The 24,382-nt window shown below is 58.1% G+C and carries 20 protein-coding genes and 2 tRNA genes; 12 read left to right on the top strand and 10 right to left on the bottom strand.

Annotated features, from left to right (window positions below; all coding sequences use genetic code 11):
* Positions 1-31 precede the first annotated feature (31 nt).
* Positions 32-108, bottom strand: a tRNA-Arg gene (locus DW136_RS03515).
* Positions 109-312: 204 nt separating this feature from the next.
* Here DW136_RS03515 and aroF point away from each other — a divergent pair.
* The 8 genes from aroF to aroQ all read left to right on the top strand — a co-directional run bounded on the left by aroF (position 313) and on the right by aroQ (position 8,846).
* Entirely contained in the window at positions 313-1,338 is a 1,026-nt protein-coding gene (gene aroF / locus DW136_RS03520; protein ID WP_118289071.1) for a 3-deoxy-7-phosphoheptulonate synthase, read from the top strand.
* Between the two features lie 3 nt (positions 1,339-1,341).
* Positions 1,342-2,256: a prephenate dehydrogenase/arogenate dehydrogenase family protein gene (locus tag DW136_RS03525; protein WP_118289072.1), complete on the top strand. Its 915-nt coding sequence runs from the start codon at positions 1,342-1,344 to the stop codon at positions 2,254-2,256.
* Between the two features lie 36 nt (positions 2,257-2,292).
* Positions 2,293-3,399 (top strand): 3-dehydroquinate synthase, encoded by a 1,107-nt coding sequence (aroB, locus tag DW136_RS03530; RefSeq protein ID WP_118289073.1) that lies wholly within the window; start codon positions 2,293-2,295, stop codon positions 3,397-3,399.
* Positions 3,393-4,712, top strand: coding sequence for a 3-phosphoshikimate 1-carboxyvinyltransferase (aroA, locus tag DW136_RS03535; RefSeq protein WP_118289074.1), 1,320 nt, complete (start codon positions 3,393-3,395; stop codon positions 4,710-4,712). Before aroB ends, aroA begins: the two co-directional genes overlap by 7 nt.
* A gap of 1 nt (position 4,713) precedes the next feature.
* Positions 4,714-5,811, top strand: coding sequence for a chorismate synthase (gene aroC / locus DW136_RS03540; protein ID WP_118289075.1), 1,098 nt, complete (start codon positions 4,714-4,716; stop codon positions 5,809-5,811).
* 136 nt (positions 5,812-5,947) lie between these two features.
* On the top strand, positions 5,948-7,093 hold the full coding sequence (gene pheA, locus DW136_RS03545; RefSeq protein WP_118289076.1) for a prephenate dehydratase: 1,146 nt from the start codon (positions 5,948-5,950) through the stop codon (positions 7,091-7,093).
* A complete protein-coding gene (locus tag DW136_RS03550; RefSeq protein WP_118289077.1) occupies positions 7,094-8,344 on the top strand; it encodes a shikimate kinase in 1,251 nt (416 codons plus the stop codon).
* 64 nt (positions 8,345-8,408) lie between these two features.
* Positions 8,409-8,846 carry a type II 3-dehydroquinate dehydratase gene (gene aroQ, locus DW136_RS03555; RefSeq protein WP_117564232.1) on the top strand — a complete coding sequence of 146 codons (438 nt, stop codon included), beginning with the start codon at positions 8,409-8,411 and terminating at the stop codon, positions 8,844-8,846.
* A gap of 104 nt (positions 8,847-8,950) precedes the next feature.
* Here the strand turns inward: aroQ and DW136_RS03560 are convergent.
* From DW136_RS03560 to DW136_RS03575, 4 genes are all read right to left on the bottom strand, one after another.
* Positions 8,951-9,027: transfer RNA gene (locus tag DW136_RS03560), tRNA-Arg, on the bottom strand.
* A gap of 54 nt (positions 9,028-9,081) precedes the next feature.
* Positions 9,082-9,849 (bottom strand): ABC transporter ATP-binding protein, encoded by a 768-nt coding sequence (locus tag DW136_RS03565; RefSeq protein ID WP_118289078.1) that lies wholly within the window; start codon positions 9,847-9,849, stop codon positions 9,082-9,084.
* 11 nt (positions 9,850-9,860) lie between these two features.
* The gene (locus DW136_RS03570) at positions 9,861-10,706 is read right to left on the bottom strand and encodes an ABC transporter permease (RefSeq protein ID WP_233546525.1); all 846 of its coding nucleotides are present in this window, start codon (positions 10,704-10,706) and stop codon (positions 9,861-9,863) included.
* 89 nt (positions 10,707-10,795) lie between these two features.
* Positions 10,796-12,673, bottom strand: coding sequence for a DUF6020 family protein (locus tag DW136_RS03575; protein WP_118289079.1), 1,878 nt, complete (start codon positions 12,671-12,673; stop codon positions 10,796-10,798).
* Positions 12,674-12,722: 49 nt separating this feature from the next.
* On the opposite strand from DW136_RS03575, the gene DW136_RS03580 reads away from it, so the two are divergent.
* From DW136_RS03580 to DW136_RS10100, 3 genes are read left to right on the top strand one after another with little or no spacing between them, the layout of a single operon-like run.
* Positions 12,723-13,685 carry a glycosyltransferase family 2 protein gene (locus DW136_RS03580; RefSeq protein WP_118289080.1) on the top strand — a complete coding sequence of 321 codons (963 nt, stop codon included), beginning with the start codon at positions 12,723-12,725 and terminating at the stop codon, positions 13,683-13,685.
* A 5-nt stretch (positions 13,686-13,690) separates the two neighbouring features.
* Positions 13,691-14,659 (top strand): glycosyltransferase family 2 protein, encoded by a 969-nt coding sequence (locus DW136_RS03585; protein ID WP_118289081.1) that lies wholly within the window; start codon positions 13,691-13,693, stop codon positions 14,657-14,659.
* On the top strand, positions 14,643-17,051 hold the full coding sequence (locus tag DW136_RS10100) for a YfhO family protein (RefSeq protein WP_118289082.1): 2,409 nt from the start codon (positions 14,643-14,645) through the stop codon (positions 17,049-17,051). Before DW136_RS03585 ends, DW136_RS10100 begins: the two co-directional genes overlap by 17 nt.
* Before the next feature lie 37 nt (positions 17,052-17,088).
* Here DW136_RS10100 and DW136_RS03595 read toward each other — a convergent pair whose 3' ends face one another.
* The 5 genes from DW136_RS03595 to rfbA form a co-directional block, all read right to left on the bottom strand.
* The gene (locus DW136_RS03595) at positions 17,089-18,543 is read right to left on the bottom strand and encodes a sugar nucleotide-binding protein (RefSeq protein ID WP_118289083.1); all 1,455 of its coding nucleotides are present in this window, start codon (positions 18,541-18,543) and stop codon (positions 17,089-17,091) included.
* Positions 18,544-18,655: 112 nt separating this feature from the next.
* Positions 18,656-19,675 (bottom strand): dTDP-glucose 4,6-dehydratase, encoded by a 1,020-nt coding sequence (gene rfbB / locus DW136_RS03600; protein ID WP_118289084.1) that lies wholly within the window; start codon positions 19,673-19,675, stop codon positions 18,656-18,658.
* 22 nt (positions 19,676-19,697) lie between these two features.
* Entirely contained in the window at positions 19,698-20,300 is a 603-nt protein-coding gene (locus tag DW136_RS03605) for a hypothetical protein (protein ID WP_118289085.1), read from the bottom strand.
* Positions 20,301-20,303: 3 nt separating this feature from the next.
* Positions 20,304-20,495, bottom strand: a complete 192-nt coding sequence (locus DW136_RS03610) for a hypothetical protein (protein WP_118289086.1) — start codon at positions 20,493-20,495, stop codon at positions 20,304-20,306.
* A 59-nt stretch (positions 20,496-20,554) separates the two neighbouring features.
* On the bottom strand, positions 20,555-21,454 hold the full coding sequence (gene rfbA, locus DW136_RS03615) for a glucose-1-phosphate thymidylyltransferase RfbA (protein ID WP_118289087.1): 900 nt from the start codon (positions 21,452-21,454) through the stop codon (positions 20,555-20,557).
* 156 nt (positions 21,455-21,610) lie between these two features.
* Between rfbA and DW136_RS03620 the strand changes: the two genes are divergently transcribed.
* The gene (locus DW136_RS03620) at positions 21,611-24,082 is read left to right on the top strand and encodes a glycosyltransferase (protein ID WP_118289088.1); all 2,472 of its coding nucleotides are present in this window, start codon (positions 21,611-21,613) and stop codon (positions 24,080-24,082) included.
* The last annotated feature ends 300 nt before the right edge of the window (positions 24,083-24,382 follow it).

A 24,382-nucleotide genomic window follows, 5' to 3' on the forward strand; every position in this document is an offset into this window, starting at 1 on the left:
CCATGCGAGGTTCGGACGGTCTTACGTTCGATGGTGCCCCATGTTGGATTCGAACCAACGGCCTTCTGCTCCGGAGGCAGACGCTCTAATCCCCTGAGCTAATAGGGCGAACGGTTGGCATTATACCCAAGTGCGCCACGGGCTAACAAAATAAAAGAAAAAGCTTTGCAATTCCGTGGGAGACGTGGCGCGATGACTCGCTTTAGAACGCAAAAGTGGAGCAATTAGTATAAACTCTCATGCACCATATATACACGGCTCGCGATGCGGGCCGTTTTTGCAAGGGTTATCCATCGAGGTGAGAGGCACACCATGATTGCAATTTTAAAGCAGAGCGCCAGCGACGAGGCCGTCAGCCACATCGTCAGCTGGATTGAGAAAAAGGGTCTGAAGACCGACGTCTCGCGCGGCGAGAACGAGACGATCATCGGCCTGGTGGGCGATACGACCAAGATCGACCCGTTCCTGCTCGAGTCTATGGACGTCGTCGAGCGCGTACAGCGCGTCTCCGAGCCGTTCAAGCGCGCCAACCGCAAGTTCCACCCCGAGGACTCCGTCATCGACTGCGGCCACGGCGTACATGTAGGCGGCGATCAGTTCCAGGTCATCGCCGGCCCGTGCTCCGTCGAGGGCGAGAACCTCATCCGCATCGCCCGCCGTGTGAAGGCCGCCGGCGCCACGATGCTGCGCGGCGGTGCCTACAAGCCCCGCACCTCCCCCTACGCCTACCAGGGCATGGGCCCCGCCGGCCTGGACCTGCTGTGCGAAGCCTCGGCCGAGCTCGACATGCCGATCGTCACCGAGATCATGGACCCGCGCGACGTGCAGGTCTTCTTGGACAAGAAGATCGACGTCATGCAGATCGGCGCCCGCAACGCCCAGAACTTCCCCCTGCTCAAAGAGGTCGGCAAAACCAAGACCCCGATTCTACTCAAGCGCGGCATGGCCGGCACGATCGACGAGCTGCTCATGGCTGCCGAGTACATCATGAGCGAGGGCAACGACAACGTCATCCTGTGCGAGCGCGGTATCCGCACCTTCGAGACCCGCACCCGCAATACCTTCGACCTCAACGCCGTACCGGTGCTGCACCACCTGTCGCACCTGCCCGTCGTCGCCGACCCCAGCCACGCCACCGGCTACACCCGCTACGTTGAGCCCATGGCGCTCGCGGCGACCGCCTGCGGCGCCAACGGCCTGGAGATCGAGGTCCACGACGAGCCGAGCCGAGCCTGGTCCGACGGCGCCCAGGCCCTCACCCCCGATCAGTTCGACGACACCATGCGTCGTATCCGAGCCATCCGTGAGGTCGTCTGCCAAGAGACCGTTCAGGAGTAGGCCATGGGTACGGTGAGAAACGCGCGTGTTAACCAGGGCGGCCCCAAGTGCGCCGGCATCGTCGGCCTTGGCCTCATCGGCGGCAGCTTTGCCCGTGGCTATGCGCAGGCGGGCGTCCGCGTGCTGGCCTGGGACCCCGATGACGATGTCATGACGGCCGCCAGCATGGGCACCGTTGCCGGCGAGCTCAACGACGAGACGCTCGGCGAATGCGACATCATCGTCCTTGCCTGCTATCCCGAGGCATGCATCGAGTGGCTCGAGGCGCACGCCCAGGCGCTCGCCGACGCCACCGACACCGACGCCATCATGGGTCCCGTGGTGATCGACACCGTGGGCGTCAAGGGCATTGTGTGCGAGCGCGCCTTTGAGCTTGCCCGCGAGCACGGCTTTTACTTTGTGGGCGCGCACCCCATGGCGGGCACCCAGTACTCGGGCTATGCGCACTCCCGCGCCGACCTGTTCCAGGGCGCACCGCTCGTGCTCGTTCCGCCCGCGGTGGACGACGCGCTCAAGCTGGAGCTTTTGGGCCAGGTGCGCGAGATGGTGCGCCCCTTGGGCTTTGGCAAGTTCAGCGTGACCAGCGCCGCCGAGCACGACCGCGTGATCGCCTTTACGAGCCAGCTCGCACACGTGGTGTCCAACGCCTACGTCAAAAGCCCCACAGCCCAGGTCCACCACGGCTTTTCGGCCGGTAGCTACCGCGACCTCACGCGCGTGGCGCACCTCAACCCGCAGATGTGGTCCGAGCTCATGATCGACGACGCCGACGCACTCGCCTTCGAGATCGACCATCTGATCGAGTCGCTTGGCGCCTACAGCCGCGCCCTTAAGGATCGCGACCAGCGCTATCTGGAGAATCTCCTTGCCGAGGGCGACCGCATTAAGCGCGCACTCGACGACGAGGCCTCCCACTAGACCACCTATCACGCCAGGTCGAAAGGACCGAAGCTTATGGCGATTACCATCGATATCGACACCGCACGCCCCTACCAGGTGCATGTGGGCACGTTTTTGCTGGAGCAGGCGGGGCCGCTCGTGCGCGCCACTGCCGGCGGCACCAAGGCCGTCATCGTGACGGACACCAACGTCGGCCCGCTATACCAGATGCCCGTTAAGCAGAGCCTGGAGGCGTCAGGCTACGAGGTGAGCATCTGCACCTTTGAGGCCGGCGAGGCACACAAGCGCGCAGAGACCTACATCAACATCCTGGAGTTTGTGGCCGAGCGCGAGCTTTCGCGCTCCGACGTGATCGTGGCGCTCGGTGGTGGCGTCGTGGGCGACGTGGCCGGCTTTGTGGCGGCCACCTACATGCGCGGTTGCAAGTTTGTGCAGATTCCCACAAGTCTGCTCGCTATGGTGGATTCGTCGGTGGGCGGCAAGACCGCCATCGACCTGGCTGCCGGCAAAAACCTCGCGGGCGCCTTTTGGCAGCCGAGTGTTGTTATCGCCGATGTTGGATGCCTTGCCACCCTCACGCCCGAGCAGTTCGCCGACGGCTGCGGCGAGGTCGTCAAGCACGCCGTGATCGCCGACCCGGAGCTCTTCGCCGAGCTCGAGAAAACCCCGCTTACGCTGGAGTTGCTCAACCGCGATGTCGCCCGCGTGGCGCTCATCATCGCCCGCAATATCGACATCAAGCGCGCCGTGGTCGTAGCCGACGAGCGCGAGACCAACCAGCGCAAGCTCCTCAACTTTGGGCACAGCGCCGGGCACGCCGTCGAGGCTTGCGAGCAATTTAAGCTCGGACACGGCAACTGCGTGTCGATTGGCATGGGCATCATCACGCGCGCCGCGGCCCTGCACGGCGTCTGCGATGCCGCACTGCCCGGTCGTATTGAGGAGCTCTGCGCCCGCCATGGCCTCAAGACCCGCTGCGACCTCGATGTCGATGCCGTCTTTGCCGAGGCGCTCCACGACAAAAAACGCGCCGGTGACACTATCGATCTGGTGATTCCGCACGGTATTGGCCGTTGCAGCATCGACCGCACGCCGCTTTCCACCTTCCACGATTTAATTGCCGAGGGCCTCGGCCAGAAGGGAGACGCATCCGCATGCTAGCCCGCATCACCCCCTCCCCGCTCAAGGGCACCGTTCCCGCCATCGCGTCTAAGTCGATGGCGCACCGCCTCATCATCTGCGCTGCGCTCGCCAACGGCGAGACGCACGTCACTTGCAACACCACCTGCGCCGATATCGAGGCCACGGTGCGCTGCCTCACGGCCCTGGGCGCCCGCATCGAGACCGTCGAGGATGGCTTCCAGGTCCATCCCACCATGAAGAGTATTGAGTTTGGCCTGCTCAAGGCACTTGCCGGCGCTACGCTCGACTGCGGCGAGAGCGGCTCCACGCTGCGCTTTATGCTGCCCGTCGCCTGCGCACTGGGGGCAGAGGCCACCTTTGTGGGCCAGGGCCGTTTGGGCGCCCGCCCCCTCTCCCCCCTTTCCGACGAGATCATTGCCGCCGGCTGCGACCTGCAGGGTCTGGGCGGTTTTCCGCTCAAGACAAGCGGCCGCATGCGCCCGGGCACCTTTATTCTGCCGGGCAACGTGAGCTCGCAGTACATCTCCGGCCTGCTGCTGGCAGCCCCGCTTCTGGCCCAACCCTCCTGCGTGCAGGTGACCGGCCTGATCGAGAGCCGCCCCTATATCAACCTGACCATCCAGGCCATGAAGGCCTTCGGCGTCGAGGTCAACGTCGAGCGTATTCCGGCCAAGGACGGCCAGCCCGAGGTTACGAACTTCCGCGTGAGCAGCGGCTCGTACCGCACGCCTGGCAACGTAGCTGTCGAGGGCGACTGGTCCAACGCCGCCTTTTGGCTGTGCGCCGGCGCCATCGGCTCCGACCCCATCACCGTCGAGGGTGTGTCGCTTAGCTCGGCCCAGGGTGATCGCAACGTACTTGCCGCGCTCTCGCGCTTTGGCGCCCGCATCGTCCGCTCCACCAACGCCGCCACCGTGCAGTCCGACAAGCTCGCCGGCTTTGAAATGAGCGCGCACGACATCCCCGACCTGGTGCCCGTTATCTCTGCCGTGGCGTCGCTGGCGCAAGGCCGCACGTTCATCCGCGACTGCGCCCGCCTGCGCATCAAGGAATCCGATCGCTTGGTCACCACCACCCGTGAGCTCACCGCGCTGGGAGCACAGGTGCGCATTGCCGGCGACGACCTCATCATCAAGGGCGTCGATGCCTTTACCGGCGGCGAGGTCGATTCGCACAACGACCATCGTATCGCCATGATGGCCGCTATCGCCGCGAGCCGTGCTACCGGCGAAGTTGTGATCCACGGCGCCGAAGCTGTCAACAAGTCCTATCCCGATTTCTTCGACCACTACCGCCTGCTGGGCGGCAAGGTCACGCTCGAGGAGGAATAGCATGTCCTCGACCTTTGGCAACGTTTTGCATCTGAGCATTTTCGGTCAGTCGCACTCTCCTGCTATCGGCTGCTCGCTCGATGGTGTCCCCGCGGGCATCGCTGTGGACCAGGAGACGCTGCAGGCCTTTTTGGACCGTCGTGCCCCCGGTCGCGACGAGACCGCAACCAAGCGCCGCGAGGCCGACGCCGCGCATATCATTGCCGGTGTAGTCGATGGACACACCACTGGCGCACCCATCGCAGCAATTATCGAGAACACCAACACGCGCTCCAAAGACTATTCCGAGCTGCGCCGCAAACCACGCCCCGGGCACGCAGACTTTCCCGCGCGCGTGAAGTACCACAACATGCACGATGTCGCCGGCGGCGGGCACTTCTCCGGCCGCCTGACGGCCCCCCTATGCATCGCCGGCGGCATCGCACTGCAGGCGCTCGAGGCCCGCGGCATTCAGGTCATGGCGCACGTGGCGCAGATCGGCGGCATCTCCGACCTGCCGATGGACGATATGGTCTATCGCGAGGCCGACCGCAAGGCGATCCTTGCCAACGACCTACCCTGCATTGACGCCGCCGCAGCCGACCGCATGCGCGAGGAGATCCTAGCCGCGCGCGACGAGCTTGACAGCATCGGCGGCATCGTGGAGTGCGGCATTTACGGGCTTCCCGCGGGCATCGGCGACCCCATGTTCGACGGCATCGAGAACCGCATCGCGCAAATCGCGTTTGGCATTCCCGCCGTAAAGGGCGTGGAGTTTGGCATGGGCTTTGCCGTGGCCGCCATGCGCGGCAGCGAGAACAACGATCCGTATCGAATCGATGCCGAGACCGGCGAGATCGAGGTCGAGTCCAATAACGCCGGCGGCATCCTGGGCGGTATTTCGACCGGCGCGCCCGTCATGTGGCGCATGGCCGTAAAGCCGACGCCCTCAATTGGCCGCGAGCAGCAGACCGTAGACATGGACGCCATGGAAAATGCCGAGCTCTCGGTCCACGGCCGTCACGATCCCTGCATCGTCCCGCGCGCCGTCCCCGTTGCCGAAGCAGCAGCTGCCCTCGCGATTTGGGACGCCCTCCTCGAGGACGCAGGCCAGCGCTAAAAATCTCCGGGGGCCAACTCCGGCCCCCACGCCCACCCAGTGATTTTTCTGGGACGGGGATTAAAAAATCATTAGGTACACAATGATTTTTTAATCCCCGTCCCAGAAAAATCACCGACACGTGAAAGGGGCCTCCATGGACCTTGCCGATATTCGCCAGACCATCGATGGCATCGACACCACGCTCCTCAACAGCTTTGTCAAGCGTATGGACATTGCCACCGAGGTCGCCAAATCAAAGATCGAGATGGGCAAGGCCGTCTTTGACCCCGCCCGCGAGCGCTCCAAACTCAACAACCTCGCCAGCCGCGCACCCGAGCGCTACGAGGCGCAGACCATCACCCTGTTCCGTCTCCTCATGAGCATGAGCAAGGCCGAGCAGCAGCGCTACATCAACGAACTCAAGGGCATCGCCGTCTCGCAAAAGGCCCACGCCACGGCTGTGGCCTTTGACACGCCCTTCCCCCAGACGGCCACCGTCGCCTGCCAGGGCGTAGAAGGTGCCTATAGTCAGATAGCCGCGTGCAAGCTCTTCGATGTGCCCGACATTGCGTTTTTCGAGACCTTCGAAGGCGTTATGCGCGCCGTGCGCGACGGGTTCTGCGAGTTTGGCGTGCTGCCCATCGAGAACTCCACTGCCGGCTCGGTCAACGCCGTCTACGACCTGCTCGCCCAGTTCGACTTCCATATCGTGCGCTCGCTGCGCCTCAAGATCGACCACAACTTACTCGTCAAGCCCGGCACCAAGCTCGCGGACATACGCGAGGTCTACAGCCACGGTCAGGCCATCGCGCAGTGCGCCAGCTTTATCGAGGCGAACGGCCTGCACGCCACCAAATACCCCAACACGGCCATGTCGGCCGAGTTGGTCGCCAGCTCCGAGCGCACCGACGTCGCCGCCATCGCCTCGCGCAGCTGCGCCGCACTTTACAGCCTGGAGGTGCTGGAGCCCAATATCCAGGACTCGGATAATAACTACACGCGCTTCGTCGTCATCAGCCGCGAGCCGCGCGTCTACCCCGGCGCCAACCGCACCTCGCTCATGATCACCACGGCCAACGAGCCGGGTGCCCTCTATCGCGTACTCGAGCGCTTCTATGCGCTCAACATCAACCTCATCAAGCTCGAGAGCCGCCCCATCCCCGGCCGCGACTTTGAGTTTATGTTCTACTTTGACCTGGACTGCCCCTTTGGCAGCAAGGCCCTCGACGACCTGCTCGATTCCATCGACGACGTGTGCGAGAGCTTTACCTACTTTGGCAGCTACACGGAGGTGCTCTAGATGACCGATACCGCCGCAACCCGTCCCTATGGCGTGCTGGGCCGCGTGCTGGGCCACAGCTACACCCCGACCATCTACAAGGAGCTCGCTGGGCTCGAGTACGTGCGTTTTGAGCGCGAGCCCGAAGACCTCGCTGCCTTTATGACCGGCGACGAATGGGAGGGCACCAACGTGACCATTCCCTACAAGCGCGCTGTCATGGAATACCTGGACGAACTGAGCCCGCTCGCCGAACGCATGGGCAACGTCAACACCATCACACGCCTGCCCGATGGCCGCCTGCGCGGCGACAATACTGACTACTTCGGTTTTCAGTGCCTTGTCGAGGAGCTGGGGGTTAAGGTCGCCGGCAAGAAGGCTCTCGTGCTCGGAGCCACCGGCGGCGCGGGCACTACGGCCAGTATGGTGCTCGGCGATCTGGGCGCCACAGTCGTGCCCGTGGGCCGCACGAGCGAGGTCAACTACGGCAACATCGCGCAGCAGTCCGACGCCGCCCTGCTCGTCAACTGCACGCCTGCCGGCATGTTCCCCCACTGCCCCGACGCGCCCTGCACGCTCGAAGGACTCGATGCGCTCGAAGGCGTTATCGACATTGTCTACAACCCCGCCCGCACGGGACTCATGCTCGAGGCCGAGCGCCGCGGTATCCCCTGCATCGGCGGCCTACTGATGCTCGTGGCCCAAGCGGCACAGGCCGTCGAGCGCTATACCGGCCAAGTCACCCAACGCAAGCGCATCCTGGACGTAACGGAGCGCTTGTCACGCCGCGAACAGAACATCGCGCTGATCGGCATGCCGGGCTCGGGCAAGACCCGCGTAGGTGAGCAGATCGCAATGCTGACGGGTCGCGAGCACATCGATCTGGACCGCGCCCTCGAGGAACGCCTTGGCATGCCCTGTGCCGACTTTATCGTCGAGCGCGGCGAGGCGGCCTTCCGCGAGCAGGAGACGACGACGCTGGCCGGCATCTCCAAGCGTAGCGGCCTGGTGCTCTCCACCGGCGGCGGCGTGGTCACGCGCGACGAAAACTATCCGCTGCTGCACCAGAACAGCCAGATCGTGATGCTCAACCGCAAGCTCGACGAGCTCGCCCACAAGGGTCGCCCCATCACCGCCCGCGACGGTATCGACAAGCTGGCCGAGCAGCGCATGCCGCGCTACCGCGCCTGGGCCGACTACATCATCGACTCACGCGACTGCGCCGCCAACACCGCCCAAGCCCTCCTCGACACCCTCCCACCCGCTCTCTAATCAAAACCACCACAAAGGGGACAGGCACCTTTGTGGTGGTTTCTCGACTGCAAAGGAAGCAACCATGAAAGCACTCGTCATCAACGGCCCCAACCTCAACATGCTCGGCATTCGCGAGCCGGGCATCTATGGCAGCGACAACTACGACCGCTTAGTGCAGATCTGCCAGGAAGCGGGCGCCGCACAGGGCTTCGACGAGGTCGAGGTTTTCCAGTCCAACCACGAGGGCAGCATCGTTGACAAGATCCAGGAGGCCTACGGCAAGGTCGACGGTATCGTCATCAACCCGGCGGCTTACACGCACACGAGCGTCGCGATCCTCGACGCCCTCAAGGCCGTCGCCATCCCTGCCGTCGAGGTCCACATCAGCGCCGTAGAGACACGCGAGGACTTCCGCCAGGTGAGCTATGCACGCCTGGCCTGCTTCGCCACCATCACCGGCGAGGGCTTGCAAGGCTACGCTCACGCGTTGGAGCTGCTGAGGGAGCGTATCGAAAAGTAAAATGCCAACCCCAACAAACAGCAGCGGCTTGCTCGCGCTCGGCTCCAGCAGCACACAAGATGAAAAAAGCCCAGACCACCAAGCGGTCCGGGCTTAATAAACGATGGTGCTCCATGGCGGATTCGAACCGTCGACCTTGGGATTAGAAGTCCCCTGCTCTATCCAACTGAGCTAATGGAGCAAATAACCGCACGCCCAAGCAAGCACAAGCCTGTCAGGCGCAAGTAATTATAACCTAGTTGAACTGCTCGCGGTACGCCTTGCAGACCTCATCGACCGGACCGTCCATGCGAAGGTCACCCTTCTCAATCCAAACGGCACGCTGGCAGATGCGCTCAACCTGATCCATAGAGTGCGAAACGAACAGAACCGTCACGTCACCGCTCTGGATAAAGTGCTGGATGCGGGCCTCGCACTTCTGCTGGAAGAACACATCACCGACGGACAGCGTCTCGTCAACGATTAGAATATCGGGCTCGGTAATCGTCGCGATTGCAAAGGCGATACGCGCCACCATGCCCGAGGAGAAGTTCTTAAGCGGCATATCGACAAAGTTCTGCAGCTCAGCGAACTCGATAATACCGTCAAAGTTGGCGTCGATGAACTCCTTGGTATAGCCGAGCAGGGCACCGTTCAGATAGATGTTCTCGCGGGCAGTCAGCTCGGGGTCAAAGCCGGCACCAAGCTCAATCAGCGGCGCGATGTTACCGTGCACCTTAACACTGCCCTCGCTAGGCTCAAGCACGCCAGCGATAATCTTGAGCATCGTAGACTTGCCGGAGCCATTGGTGCCGACCAGACCCACGACCTCGCCACGATGAATATCGAACGAGATGTGCTTAAGCGCCCGAAACTCCTCAAAGAACAGCTCGTGCTTAGCAAGCTTAATGAAGTACTCCTTGAGGTTGGTCAGTGATTCGGACGCCATGTTAAAGATCATGGTGACGTCATCGACCTCGACAGCCAGAGGCTGTTCGCTGTAATCAACAACAGATTCAGTCATCACAGCACTCCTTAGATGTAGAGGATGAACTTGCGCTCGGACTTATGGAACACGGTGTAGCCAATAACAAGCGCAAGAACCGCCCATGCGACGCACATACCAAACGTCATAAGCGAGGGCGTAGTCTGGAACAGGAAGATATCACGCATAAACTGCAGGTAGTTGTACATGGGGTTCGCATACATCAAGATACGCACGAGATGCGGCATTTGCGCAATATAGTCAGTCGTCCAGAAGATGGGCGTAATATAAGTCCACGCCGTAATGACTACGCTCCACAGATGCATAACGTCGCGAAAAAAGACCGTAAGGGCAGAGAGCATCATGCCCAGGCCCATGCAGAAGCACATAAGCAGCAGCAGGCAAACCGGCAGCAGAATCAGGTGCCAAGAAGGCATAACGCGGAACCACAGCATGACGATGGCGACGGCGACCAGCGAGAAGGCAAAGTTCACCAGCGAGAAAAGCACTTTCTGCACCGGGAAGACCCAGCGGTGCACCTTAACCTTCTTGAGCAGAGGGGCAGCACCCACGATCGACGTTAGGGCCTGGTTCGTGGACTCGGACATGACGGCAAAGGTAACGTTACCCACGATCAAGTACAGCGGGTACATCTCGGGCGTCATTGATCCATTGCGGCCCTGGCCAAAAATCGTCGAGAACACGATGGCCATGACGATCATCATCAGCAGCGGGTTGAGAACCGACCATGCGACGCCCAGAACGCTACGGCGATACTTGATCTTAAAATCCTTGGTAACCAGCTGACGAAGGATAAACGCGTCCTTCTCAAATTCGTTCTTAGCAAACGTCGCAGGCAGACTGCGAGTTTCTTGTTGCTTTGTCTGATCCGACACGGATGCAACTCCTTTACTCGTAATCGTTGACAAACGAACAGTATAGACCCGCCCTCAACGCCATAGAGCGGCGTTACGAAACTGGAGAACTATCCCACAACATCGGTTTTGGGCCGGCTTTCGCTAGACAGCAAACCGCGAACAACCACCACAAGCACAACCGGAAGACCAAATTGAGCGGCCACGATATAACGGGGCCAATACCAAATAGGACTAGCAATGAATAGCGTTCCATACAACAACAAAAATGGCAAAAGCGGCAAAGCGAACCTTGCCCGACCGTGCGACACTAACAGAACTGCCGAAAACATGAGCAGCCAAAAGACAGCGGCCCCAGAAATAGACCAAGCGCTCAGCCCAATCACCACATCGACACTATCGCCAAGGGGTGCAAGCAGGTTGCGAAATGCAACTCCAGCAGAAGCCTCAGCGTCGGCCACAAGGTTATACGGAGCGCCCATGAGATAGTTTTCGGGCAGACCGTCAGCACCCTTTACATTTGGGGCCCAAAAACCAAACGTCTGCAGCTCCCACGCCTCAAAGAATATCGAGGGGTTACGCGAGAGCATCGAGGCCCAATGAGTCCAAAACCCATCCATAAGATGCTCCGCATTAAAGTCTTCATTCCATTTAAGCGGATCGATTAAGCTGGGGCGGTACACCTCTTTGTAACGATCGAGCGGAAGCAGCTCGTTCATATAAGAACGGTCGGACTCGCTCATATCGCCGTCGAGCGCGGCAACGCGAGCCATCTGGGCAAGCGGAATACCCGCTGACTCAACAGCTTCCGATGGGACAACGCCCATTGCCGAGTACACGGGCCCCGTAATAACCAAACATGTTACAAACGCCAAACCGAGAGATACGGCCAAACGAAGGGCAGGCTCCATCGGGGCAATGCGGCCGAGTCGGTTCAATACCGCGGCGATCGCAAGCGCCACAAATAGCGCAGCGCAAATATACAAACCGTTATTTCGCAGAAGCATAACGCCCAACGCCAGGGCGCCAAAGACGAGCAAACGTAACACGCTCGACCAGGAACCCTTTCCCATAACGGCATCGGCAAGCATGGTCACCACCAAGACAAGGCAACAGGAAAACAGCGGGTCTTTCCAGAGCGCCACAGAGTAAAGAGCGCAATACCGAGACAAGCCGAAAAAGGCTACGAGCAGCCAGGACCAGCGAGAGGAGACCCCCAAACGGGAAGTCACCCAAATAGATAGATAGCCAAACATGCTGGCAACACATGCCATCTGAAACACCGTTAGCAAGGCAACGCCCGCCGAAGGGCCCATCCCCATTAGGCCGGCAATCTTGATACAGGCAGCCATCATCATGGTGAATGCAACCGGATGATGGTTGCTCAAAGGATTCCACCCCATAATCTGCGCAAATGACGAGAAGGTATCGCCAAAAAACAGGCCGGGACAATACCTCAGGAAGAACGGAAGATACAAAAGAAATATCACTAGGGCACGAACCGTAACGGACAGGACTCGAATGGACGAGCCGCCACCATCCATCCGCAACGTGCCCTCGCTGTAACTACAGCAGCACAAACGGCTAGACAGTTGAACAAGGGCCGATAAGACCCAAAAGACCAACGCCGACATCACACAAAAGGCAACAATATCAAGCGCGGAATACGACTCAATATAGTTCTCGCAAATCCCACCGGCAATCACCGGTTCAGTCACGACAATATGTGCGCCCAGCACAAGAACAAGCGAAAATACAAGGGAAAGTACCAAGCAGCAAACTCGGCCCACGAGAGACGGAAATGCAAAATCCCCGCACCCCATCTTATTGAAGTAGACCAATGATGCGATTATCGCAACGCATGCCAAGACCGATGGAAACAGGTCGAAGGAACCACTACAATACGTCACCGTAACGATGCTTGCTGCAACCAGCAGAACAGCACGTGCCACGTCTAATAACTTGAGCTGTCGAATCAATGCGTCCATCCTAACCACGTAACAAACGATTCGATTGTACGCGACCAAAGGAACATTTATGGCCGAGCAAACGATTGCCGTTATTATCCCCTGCTACAACGAGGCAGTCACTATCGGAAAAGTCATCGATGACTTTCGCCGCGAACTTCCGGAGGCGACAATCTATGTGTACGACAACAACTCGTCGGACGATACTTCCCGCATCGCAACAGAACATGGCGCAACGGTGCGTTTTGAGCCGCGTCAGGGAAAGGGCAATGTCTGCCGTCAGATGTTCCGCGATATCGATGCCGATTGTTACCTGATGGTTGACGGAGACGACACCTACCCCGCCGAAGCGGCAAAAGCCCTCTGCGGACCCATCCTTAACGGCACGGCCGACATGACGGTCGGAGACCGCCTTTCCAATGGAACCTACGCCGAGGAAAACAAACGCGCCTTCCACGGTTTTGGCAACAACCTAGTTCGCGCCATGATTAAGTGGATCTATGGCTATAGCTTCGACGACGTTATGACGGGCTATCGCGCCATGAGCCGCCCCTTTGTCAAAACGTTCCCCGTGCTTTCCGAGGGCTTTCAAATCGAAACCGAACTCTCCATCCATGCCGTCGACCACCGTTGGCGCATCAAGGACGTACCCATTGAGTACCGCGATCGCCCCGAAGGATCCGAGTCTAAGCTCAATACCGTTAGCGACGGCATCAAGGTCGTCGCTATGATCGGCACGTTGTTCAAGGACTACCGACCGCTCAAGTTCTTCAGTCTAGTCGCGCTTCTGTTTGCGATTATCGGTCTCGCACTGGGCATCCCCATCATTATCGAGTATTTCCAGACCGGGCTCGTCCCCCGCTTCCCTACCGCAATGCTCGCCGCATCATTTATGTTCTTATGTGGCCTGAGCCTCGCAACGGGCCTTATCCTCGATTCCGTTGCAAAGGTTGAGCGTAAGCAGTGGGAGGTCAACGTGTACAACACATACGACTGCAATAGCTGCTTCGGCGCCGAGAATAACGCGAGGTAAATCGCATGCCGCTCATTTCTATTGTCGTGCCGTGCTACAACGAGCAGGAGTCGCTTCCGATCTTTCTCAAGGAGCTCGATTGCGTTGCCTGCAGCATGGCAAAAATCGATTCCAACATATCCTTTGAAGCGATTCTTATCGATGATGGGTCAAAGGACGCAACGCTTTCTGTAATGAAAGAAGAAGCTGCCGCGATGCATCCGTACGCCATTAGGTGGTACTCCTTCTCGAGAAACTTTGGCAAGGAGGCGGGATTGTACGCTGGACTCCAGCACGCCAAGGGCGACTATGTCGCTACCATGGACGCCGACATGCAGGATCCACCCTCGCTCCTGCCGCAGATGTACGAAATCTTGCAAACCGAAGACTATGACAACGTCGCTACGCGCAGGACCACCCGCGAAGGCGAGCCTCCCATCAGATCATTCTTCGCCCGCATGTTTTACAAGATCATCAACCGCATTTCCAATGCTGACAACGTCGATGGCGCACGCGACTTTCGACTTATGAAACGGCCCATGGTCGACGCCATCGTTTCCATGGGCGAATACAACCGATTCTCCAAGGGCATTTACGGATGGGTCGGTTTTAAAACAAAATGGCTCCCCTACGTAAACATTAATCGCGTTGCGGGCGAGACCAAATGGAGCTTCTTCACGCTCCTTCTCTATTCCATCGATGGCATTGTCGCGTTTTCCACCGCACCGCTCTCCATTGCCGCTCTTACGGGCATCGTTTTCTGTCTCATCGCTATTGTTGGATTTGTCGTCATCCTGGTAAAAACGCTAGTCTGGGGTGACCCCGTCGGCGGATGGCCGTCACTCGCCTGCCTCATAACGCTGTTTGGTGGCATGCAACTTCTGTGCCTGGGGATTATCGGTGAATACTTGGCAAAAGCCTACTTGGAAACCAAGCGACGCCCCATCTATATCATTCGAGAGTCCAACGAGGAATCTGATGACACGGTCTACTAATTGCACGTTCAAGAATGCAGCCTTCTACGCTGCCTGTTTTGTGTTTTCCGTCGCGCTGTTTGTTGCCCTCGCCGCAGCGGGGCACATCTACCCCTTTGGCGACAATTCATTCCTGGCCGACGATCTCAAATACCAATACATCGATTTCTTCTCGTGGTTCCACCGTGTCCTTTTAGGCGAGGCGAATCTTCGCTACTCCTTCTCCCAGGGACTTGGCATGAACACCTGGGGGCTCTATAGCTACTACCTCGCGAGCCCCTTCAACCTGCTCTGCGCGCTGTTTCCCGCAGACAAGCTGACGCTCTTCATATTTGCCATAACCGCGCTCAAACTGGGCTGCATCCACATCAGCACCGCTTGGTATGTGCAAAAGCGCTTTGACCTGTCAAAGCCCGCAGCATTCCTGCTTTCCCTTTCGTTCACATTTTGCAGCTGGACCATCAGCAACCTTCGCAACCCGCTCTGGATCGATTGTCTGATCCTGCTGCCCATCTGCGCCTACGGATGCCGCGAGCTCATCCGCAGGCGGCGCATGATCCGCCTCGTCATCGCAACGGCGCTCAATGTCATGTTCTGCTGGTATACGGCCTACATCAGCATCCTGTTTCTCTGCATCTTCGTATTGGTCGAATTTGTCGATTATGTTGCAGAAGAAGGATTTAGCTGGAAGCTCACGCTCGATCGCGCCCTGCGATTCGCCGGGGCTATCGCGCTTGGACTGCTTCTGTCCGCCTGGACCTTTTTGCCGACCATCCTTGCCATGTCCAGGGGCGGACCCGTTCTGGCACTCGGCCCCCTACTTAAAACCAGCCTCAAGTCGCTCATCAGGGGCTTTCTTCCCTGCATGTGGGTAAGCAACGAAAGCACACCGCAGTTCTATTGCGGCATCATCATGATGCTGCTTGCGGTGAGTCTGCTGGTTAACCGCACGGTTTCAATCAAGACGCGCATCGCGACACTCGTCGTCACGATAATCCTGGTCGCAAGCTCCGTTTTGAGCCCGCTCGAGTACATCTGGTGCGGCATGCGCGTTCCCAACGGCTTCTACTCGCGCACGGCTTTTTTGCTGAGCTTCTTTGCGCTGTGGGCTGCGGGCTATACCCTGCAGATCCTCAAGGATCAACCTAAATTGCGCCAAGCCTATCGCCCCGCCGTCATCTTGCCACTCCTGGCGCTCACCGCTATTGAACTGTTTGCCAACGCTCATGTAGTATGGAACCAGCTCTACGCGGGCTATTCCGAAAATACCAACAGGGCCTATGTAGCCACCGCAACCAACACGATCGCTACCACTACAGAACGGGATTCAGCTCCGTTCTACCGCATCGATCGTACAACCACACGAGCCGATAGTGCCGCTCTAAACGAAGGCCTGGCACTAGGGTATAACCAGCTATCTTCTTATTCGTCCGCCAATAACCCGCAGGCAATTGCATTGCTCAACTCCCTTGGTTACAGCAGCGTCGGCGAATTCTCGACCCGTTATGCCGAGCCCATTCTTGCCGTTGATGCCCTGCTAGGAGTCAAGTATGCCATCGCCGAGCAAGCTCCCGCGGGTTATGTAATGGCAAAGGCGAATCAGCCCGAATCCGCAACCGCGGTCTACGAGAATCCCTATGCGCTCAGTGTAGGCATCACGGCTTCGAACGATATCCAAAACAGCACATTAGAGGGCGAAAACCCCTTCGAAAAGCAGAACGACCTGTACAGCAAAATACTGGGTCGTAAGGTCGAGCTCTATACCAAAATCGAGGCCGCAAAGACGGAGGATGGCGAGAGTCTAAAGCAATGGAGCGTTACCCTGCCGGCAGGCTCCATCGGATACCTCTACATCAATAAAGATACGAGCGCCGGAAGCTATTGGCCCGTCGCCCTCACCATCGATCAGCGATCAATCAATAACGAAGCCTGGAGATTCGACAATAATATCCGCCAGATTGCGGATGCATCGGACGCCCCGAGCCAGCATACGGTGTCAATCGGAGTCGCAGAGGGCTATACAGACATGCCCCAAGACAATGAGCCGGTCTTTTACGCCCTCAATCTGGACGTTTTCGAGCAGATTATTAGCGAGCTTAAGACGAGCGAGTTTATTCCGACGGTTTTTGAGGACGGAAGAATCGAAGGCGAGTATACCGCCAAGGACGACGGCAACCTGCTGCTGAGCGTTCCGTACGATGAGGGCTGGAACGTAACGGTAAACGGAACCGCCGCAGAACTAACGCCCGCCGCCGATAAGGGCTTGTCATCCCTGAACATGCAGAAAGGCGCGAATAGAATCGTGATGACCTACAAGACTCCGGGCGCCCTTGCGGGGCTTGCAGTGAGTCTGGCGACCTCCGCCCTTGTTGCAGCGGGGCTATTCACCAGGCATAAGAAAAGCCGCCGTTAACAAGCGGCGGCTTTTACTCTCGAAAAGTTAATAGCGGCTAGAGCGTCTTGATGTACTCCCCCAGCTCTTCCTCCCAGTCGGGCATGTGGAACCCGACCGACTCGAGCCTGGACAGGTCGAGCGCGGAGTGGACCGGGCGCGGGGCGATGGGGCCCTCGGCGTTCGCGTAGTAGTCGGCGGTCGATACCGGCACGACCTTCTCGCCGTTGCCGTTGGCGGCCTCGAAGACGGCGCGGGCGATATCGGCCCAGCTCTTGACGGCGCCGGAGCCGGTGCAGTCGTAGGTGCCGTAGGGGGCGTGCGTCCCCAGCACGTGGAAGATGGCCTCGGCCATGTCGCGCGTGAAGGTCAGGCGTCCCAGCTGGTCGTCCACGACCGTGACCTGCTCGAGCCCGTCCTCGGGGTCGGCGACGCGGTCGGACAGCCCCTTCATGGTCTTGACGAAGTTGTGGCCCTCGCCGATGACCCAGCTGGAGCGCATGATGTAGTGGCGCGGGCACCCGGCCACGGCGATGTCGCCGGCGGCCTTGGTCTGGCCGTAGACGGACAGCGGGGAGAACGGCTCGTCCTCGGTGTGGACCTCCGCGGCGCCGTCGAAGACGTAGTCGGAGGACACGTGGACCAGGGTTATCCCGTGCCCGGCGCAGGTGCGGGCGAGCAGCGCCGGCCCCGTCGCGTTGGCCTTCCAGGCTATGGCGCGGCCCTCGGGGGTCTCGGCCTTATCGACAGCCGTGTATGCGCCGCAGTTGATCACAGTGCCGTAGAGCGACCAGTCGTACTGCGAATAGGCCTCCGGGTCGGACATGTCGAAGGTGTCGATGTCGCAGAAGTCGAAGTCCTTGGCGACGCCGCGCTTCTCGGCGAGCTTTCGCACCGCATGGCCCAGCTGGCCGTCGCAGCCGGTGACGAGGGTGCGCTTCGGCGCCATCGGGACGACGTCCTTCAGCATCGGGTGGTTGAGGTCGGCCTCGGAGACGGTGGCCTCCGCAAGCGGGATCGGCCACTCGATGGCGAGCTCGGGGTCGGCGAGGTTCACGAAGGTGTAGGTCCTCTTGAGCTCCAGCGACCAGTGGGCGTCCACCAGGTAGGTGTAGGCGGTGCCGTCCTCAAGGGCCTGGAAGGAGTTGCCCACGCCGCGCGGGACGTAGATGGCCCTGGAGGGGTCCAGAACGGTCGTGAACACCTTGCCGAAGGTCTCGCTTCCCTCGCGCAGGTCCACCCAGGCGCCGAAGACCGAGCCGCGGGCCACGGAGATGAACTTGTCCCAGGGCTCGGCGTGGATGCCGCGGGTGACGCCGCGGCTGTCGTTGTAGGAGATGTTGTTCTGGACGACCCTGAGGTCGGGGATGCCCAGGGCGGTCATCTTGGCGCGCTGCCAGTTCTCCTTGAACCAGCCGCGCGCGTCGCCGTGGACGGCCAGGTCTACGACCTTGAGGCCCTCGATGCCGGTCTCCGCGACCTTCAGGTCCTTCTCGAATTCGATGTCAGCCATGTGGTTAATTCCAATCGTGTTGCGGGCGCCCCTCGCGGTGCCGCAGGATCATCCCCATGCCCTGCGGCACCGCGAGGGGCGCTCGAAAAGGTAAACGTCAGAGAATCCGGGCCTACTGCCCCTGCGCGCGGTAGCGGGCCTCGGTGGCCTCCTTGGCCGGGCGCCACCAGGACTCGTTGGCCACGTACCAGTCGATCGTCTGCTTCAGGCCCTCGGCGAAGTCGGTGTGGGCCGGCCTCCAGCCCAGCTCGCGCTGGAGCTTGGTGGAGTCGATGGCGTAGCGGCGGTCGTGGCCGGGGCGGTCGGCGACCCAGTCGAAGTCCTCGGGGTCGCGCCCCATCGCCTCCAGGATCATGCGCAGGACCGTGATGTTGTCCCTCTCGCCATTGGCTCCGATGAGGTAGGTCTCCCCCGTGCGGCCACTGGTGAGGATGTCCCAGACGGCGCTGGAGTGGTCCTCGGTGTGGATCCAGTCGCGGACGTTCTCGCCGCGGCCGTAGAGCTTGGGGCGCACGCCGTCGACGATGTTGGTGATCTGCCTGGGGATGAACTTCTCCACGTGCTGGTAGGGGCCGTAGTTGTTGGAGCAGTTGGAGATCGTGGCGCGCAGGCCGTAGGTGCGGGTCCAGGCGCGCACGAGCATGTCGGAGCTGGCCTTGGTGCTCGAGTACGGCGAAGAGGGCTTGTACGGCGTCTCCTCGGTGAACTTCGCCGGGTCGTCGAGCGCCAGGTCGCCGTAGACCTCGTCGGTGGAGACGTGGTGGTAGCGGATGCCGTGCTTCCTCACGGCCTCCAGCAGGCGGAAGGTGCCCTCCACGTTGGTGCGAAGGAAGGGCTCCGGGTCGGCGATGGAGTTGTCGTTGTGGCTCTCTGCGGCGTAGTGCACGATCGCGTCGTGGCCCGGGACGATGCGATCCAGCAGCTCCGCGTCGCAGATGTCGCCCACGACGAGCTCCACGCGGTCGGCGGGCAGGCCCGCGATGTTCTCGGGGTTGCCCGCGTAGGTCAGCTTGTCCAGGACGGTCACGTGGACGTCCGGGTGGTTGTTGACCACGTAATGGACGAAGTTGCTGCCGATGAAGCCGCAGCCGCCCGTGACGATGATGTTCTTGGGTTCAAAAATCTCAGACATGAAAATCCAATCATCCTTTAAATTAAATAGGCTTAACAAAACGATAAAGCTGAACAAGTGTAGAGTCAGTCGATGCTTCCAGATCAGCATTAGAACGACGAACACCGAATGTCGCAAATCCTTGCTTTTGATAAAAAGCAAGCAACTTGGGGGAATCCTGACACTCTAAAAACAAAAATCGACCCCCAACAAGAGTTTGTATTTCACGTACACTCGAAACAGCAAGATCCATCAGATCGGAACCTCGCATTAGACCAGAATAAATATCGCTTTTGCCAAATTGGGCAATTAACACGGAAGGCAAAAAGCAATCCCCCGTCTCAAAAAAGCTCTGCCCAAACTTAAGAAGACGCTTCTTTACAGAATTACTAAGACACGTCATCTCAATCCTAGCAACTTTAAGTGCAAGGGAGTAAAAACCCGCAATTACGGCCGAATCCTTAAGTTCGTCGACAACAATATACGAGATTGCAATGCCTTGATTTTCAAAATCAATTGCTTTATTGCGGACAAACTGCTCAATATCTGAATTACGGCTACAGCAAAAAGTGGCGAGGAGAGCAGATGCGCGCTCCTCGCCGACTATATCAATCAACTCGGAAACCCGATAGACTGACAACGCCATAAGCTAAAGGCCCATCTTTGTAAACAAGCGGTCGATTTGAGCCGCACGTGACGGATGCTCGCGTTTAAAACGTTCGCTTTTCTTTAGGGTATCCCGGCTCCCTCTCCTTTGCCCTTCTTCGTACGCCTTGCAAAGGGCCTCTGCGGCCGCAGGAGAAGAAATCACAATTGGTGCTTTTATGCTCGAAGTGGCCATAGACAACTCCTTTCTTAAGCCAACGAAACCGCTTACAGTTTACCCCAAACAGAAATGACTTAGTACTCGCGCGGGCTGTTGACGATCTCGCCGGCGGCGACCTTCTTGAGGTGCTGCCCGTAGACCGACTTGCCGTAGGCCTTCGCGGCCTCCTCAAGCTCGGCGGTCGTGATCCAGCCGTTCTCCCAGGCGATCTCCTCGGGCACGGACACGGGCAGGTCCTGGGAGTGCTCCACGGCGCGGACGAACTCCGCGGCCTCGTGCAGGCTCTCCATGGTGCCGGTGTCCAGCCACGCGTAGCCGCGGCCGAGGGTGACGACGGACAGTGTCCCCTCCTCCAGGTACATCTGGTTGAGCGTGGTGATCTCCAGCTCGCCGCGCGCGGACGGCTGCACCCTATGGGCCTTGGCGGCGACGTCGCCCGGGTAGAAGTACAGGCCGGTGACGGCGTAGGAGCTCTTGGGCTCGGCGGGCTTCTCCTCGATGGAGACGGCCCTGCCCCCGCCGTCGAACTCCACGACGCCGAAGCGCTCGGGGTCGTCCACGTGGTAGCCGAAGACCGTGGCGCGGCCCGACTCGGCGTTCTGGACGGCGCGCGTCAGGTGGCGCGACAGGCCGTTGCCGTAGAAGATGTTGTCGCCGAGCACCAGGGCGCACGGCTCGCCGGCGATGAACCCCTCGCCGATGGTGAACGCCTGGGCCAGGCCGTCGGGGCTCGGCTGCTCTGCGTAGGAGAGGTTCACGCCGTAGCGGGAGCCGTCCCCGAGCAGGCGCTCGAAGTTGGGGAGGTCGGTCGGCGTGGAGATGACCAGGATGTCCCGGATGCCCGCCAGCATGAGGGTGGACAGCGGGTAGTAGATCATGGGCTTGTCGTAGACCGGCAGCAGCTGCTTGGAGGTCACGAGCGTGAGCGGGTACAGGCGGGTGCCGGACCCGCCGGCGAGGATGATGCCTTTCATAAAAATCCTCTCGATTGACAATCGTTGAGCAAAAGCCGCTGATTACAGATGCATAGTTAATTAAATTATACGCACCGGCAGCAACCTCCCCGTCTTCTTATTTAAATCGGACAGCAGAAACACGCAACTCTTTCTGCATTTCTAGCGAGGCAACAAATGAAAAAGTACAATGAGCAGTGTCCAACAAACGAAAGGCAAACAATGCGAGTCGAAACAACCGGAGTATGCAGAGGAAACTGGAAAATCTACCAGCAGCTTAAGATTGAAGGCATCCATAAAGGCTCCAGCGTAACAGCCCAGGCGGCTACAGACGATAACCGCTGCTTGTCTTTATCCCTCCTAAAATTCCGGGACAATAGCTGTGATTCGAACTCATACGTCCTTGTAATCCCCGATCCCGATGCTCGCGCAATCAAAATTGAGTTTAGCGAAATCGGCCAAGACGGTCGCACCCTGAGCAGCGACTCCCTTTCGCTAAATTGCAAGAACATCAAATGGGAGTCGCGCCTTAACTACAAAATTAAACCTGACATGTGCAGCAAACTCCGAAACTACGATGACGTTTCAGAGTTTGACATGGCAACGATTGATTTTTGGCAGTGCATCGAAGATTCAAGCGACTATATCCTTAGGTGCACGGTGAGAACACCTTATCGTAACGACTCCAAAATCAAACTGCGTTGCCTCGATCGAGCCCTCAATGAAGTTGATTTGAGCATCGTCAATTTCGGTTCGAATGTAACAAGCGTTGGATTTACGTCCGAGAAAAAGCAACTTGAAACGCAGCTCTCGATTCGCATGCCAAAGGCGTTCGATCGTTACTACTTTGTTATTGACGATCAAAATCACCCATCATTCAGTGCATTTGACTGCTTAACGCCCGATAAATTAGGCTTGCTTCTTGAGGAGACCAACTTTCTCTTTACCCATGCGCAGTTTGACCCCGAATACCCCGAATGGTTCACGGAGCATAAGGCAACCATCGGCGCTTTGGAGAAGCAGAGAAAAATCGCCTTCGACTGCGCTCCGAAGTTCAGCATCATTGTCCCTCTTTACAACACACCCATTTCATTCTTTAACGATATGGCCGAATCCGTAAAAAGCCAGTCTTATGCAAACTGGGAGCTCATCCTAGTTAATGCAAGTCCTGACAATCAGGAACTGAAGGCACGCGTTGAGCAGGAGACGGCCCACGACAACAAAATTAAATCAATTAACCTTACCGAGAATAAGGGCATTTCCGAAAATACAAACGCCGGCGTTGCCATCGCTTCGGGTGATTTCGTCTGTTTCTTTGACCATGACGACATTCTTGAACCGGACTTGCTGTTCTCATATGCCGAGGCAATTGAAAACAATAATGACGTCGATCTTCTTTATTGTGATGAAGATAAACTCATGCCCGATGGAAAGCTAGCGCAGCCGTTCTTTAAGCCGGATTTCAATATCGATCTGCTCAGAAACAATAACTATATCTGCCATATGCTTACCATCCGTAAGTCTCTGCTTGACACTCTAGAACCGAACACGAAAGAGTTCGATGGAGCACAGGATCATAATCTGACTCTCCGCGCCGTGGAAAAGGCAAGGAAAGTTCATCATGTTGCAAAGGTTCTATATCACTGGCGCCTAAGCGAGACCTCCACCGCAGCAAATGCCGATAGCAAGCCGTATGCCACTATCGCAGGTATCAAAGCGGTCCAGAGTCATTTGGACAGGCTTGGGCTCAATGCGAAGGTCGAACAAGCGCGTCGTCCCTTTACATATAAAGTAACCTACGCTGTGCCAGATTCCCATCCACTCGTGTCGATTATCATTCCGACTAAAGACCACGCCGACATTCTGGACAACTGCATTAAGTCAATTGTTGAGAAATCAACGTACGACAATTACGAGCTTGTCATAATCGAAAACAACAGCACAGAAAAGGCGACGTTCGATTATTACGATAAGTTGCAAGCAAAATATCCTGACATCGTTCGTCTTGTAACTTGGGAACACGAATTCAATTTCTCCAAGCTCATGAACTTTGGCGTTGCTCACGCCAAGAGCGACTATCTCTTGCTGTTGAATAACGATACTGAGGTAATTACGCCCAATTGGATTGAGACCATGCTTGGCATCTGCGCACGTGAGGATGTTGGCGCAGTTGGTGCAAAACTCTACTATCCCGACAACACCATTCAGCACGCGGGCTTATGCGTCACTGGTGGCGTGGCAGGGCATCTTTGCCAAAGCATGCCAAGGGATAACTGGGGATACTTTGCACTCAACGATGCACAACAAGACTTCAGCGCCGTCACTGCAGCTTGCATAATGACCAAGCGTAGCGAATATGAGAAAGTCGGAGGTTTCACGGAAGAGCTTCAAGTTGCATTTAATGATGTTGACTTTTGCTTAAAACTACGCGAGATCAACGACCTGATCGTATACACACCCGAAGTCGAGCTCTATCACTACGAGTCGATTTCTAGAGGCACTGAAAACAGCACGGACAAACGAATCCGTTTCCACAAAGAGGTCGCGTATATGAATTATCGCTGGGCCAAATACTATGTCGAAGGCGATCCGTACATGAATCCAAATTTAACTGTCGAGGAACCAATTAATCGTTACTACCATCTATAAACCGTCGTTTACGATAATCGGGCATTGAAATAACTTTCAATGCCCGATGTCTTTTAACGGCGAAAAATTGATTTTAGCACCGAGGCTATTGAAGCATCTTTACTCGCATCTAAAACTGAGTCTACTTGGCTGAAGTTCACATGGAAATGAAGCTTACCGAACGAGATATCTCTATTTAGGTCATTCACCGATTCGGAAGCAGAAGGCGATATCAGCTGAGTTATCTCACCCAAAAATAGTGATTGATTAGTTATGACATGGTACCGTCAAGATTCTTTCGCAAATTGATCGAGGCGGCCT

The organism is Collinsella sp. AM12-1 (assembly GCF_003472325.1).
GTDB lineage: Bacteria > Actinomycetota > Coriobacteriia > Coriobacteriales > Coriobacteriaceae > Collinsella.